This is a genomic window from Moorena sp. SIO3B2, from assembly GCF_010692525.1.
In the GTDB taxonomy this organism is placed as follows: Bacteria; Cyanobacteriota; Cyanobacteriia; order Cyanobacteriales; family Coleofasciculaceae; genus Moorena; species Moorena producens.
In genome coordinates this window covers 1-1366 of sequence record NZ_JAAHHE010000884.1, presented here as the reverse complement: position 1 = coordinate 1366, position 1366 = coordinate 1, and the positions used below count along the sequence as shown (strand labels likewise).

General features: G+C 44.4%; 1 protein-coding gene. It reads right to left on the bottom strand.

Annotation, left to right across the window (positions count from 1 at the left end; genetic code table 11):
• Window positions 1–17 precede the first annotated feature (17 nt).
• Complete coding sequence (locus tag F6K38_RS42055; RefSeq protein ID WP_287360779.1) at window positions 18–1229, bottom strand: RNA-guided endonuclease InsQ/TnpB family protein; 1212 nt, start codon at window positions 1227–1229, stop codon at window positions 18–20.
• Window positions 1230–1366: the final 137 nt, after the last annotated feature.

Genomic DNA, 1366 nt, shown 5'->3' with positions numbered 1-1366 from the left:
CTTGACACTCCCCACGGTTAGAAACCGGGGGATTCTTCGTTCAGCGACCCAAGTTGCTGAGACAGGATTTCTCCAGTCCCAGTAGTGCTCAGGTCTCCCGAAGCGTTGGGATCTTTATCGATCCAAGTTCCGATGTGCCCCATCGTACTTAAAGCAGAATTCAGAATATTGATGGCGGCATTTTGGTCGCGATCTAGAACACATCCACATCGACAAACATGGGTTCGAGTTGATAGTGATTTCTTGACCGTTGTTCCACAACTTGAACAATTTTGGCTTGTGTAGGCAGGGTTAACGACAACTGTTACTCTGCCCAACTTTTTGCCAAAATACTCTAACCACTTCCTGAATTGATACCAACCTGCATCATTAATAGACTTGGCGAGACAATGGTTTTTCACCAGGTTCTTAATCCTCAAATCTTCGTAGGCGACCATGTCGTTAGACAGGACTACGCAACGCGCTACTCTCTTAGCATGTTCTTCACGTTGCCTACTTATTTTGAGGTGTACACGTCCTAGCTTATTAATGGCGCGCTTACGGTTAGCACTGCCTTTTTTCTTTCGAGAAACGCGACGTTGATAGAACTTCATCCGTTTCTCGCTTTTTCTGTAGAATCGTGGGTTGGGTTCAGTATTGCCATCTGAATCTGTGTAGAACTCTTTGAGTCCGACATCGAAACCAACGTTGTGCTTTGTCGGTTCAACATCAACTTTGACATCTACTTGAATACAGAATTGGCAATAATAACCATCAGCTCGTCTAACCAGTCTCACTCGCTTAATCTGTTTAACTAGATAGAATGCCAAATCCCACGTCCCAATCAATTTAAGTTTACCAATCCCTTTTTTGTCGGTAAATTCAATGTGCTTGGGGTCTAGTAACTTCCACCCGGACGTTTTGTATTCAACAGAGCGGCTACGTTTTTTGAACCGAGGATATCCTTTTTTCCCGGGGAGATTTTTCTTACAGTTCTCAAAGAACTTAACAATGGCTGACCAGCATCGTTCTACAGATGTCTGACAAGCGTGGGAGTTCAAATCTTTGACAAAGGGATACATAGCGCGAAGTTCGGTGTTATACCGATATAGCTCTTTCCTCCCTAAACCTCGATTATCTATCCAGTAACGCAAGCATGAATTCCTAACGAATTGACCAGCCCGGATTGCCTCATCAATCGCTCGGTATTGATTGAGTTTTCCTTTAACTTTGAACTCGTAGACTATCATGCCTGTGACACTTGCTTATTTAGCCTATTACCTACAGTACCACAAGAATTGTTGTTTATGTGAGGGGGTGAGCTTACCCCATGGATGAATCGTAGGGGCTTGCGCTCACCCCCTCACACTCCCCGATTTCCGGTCAA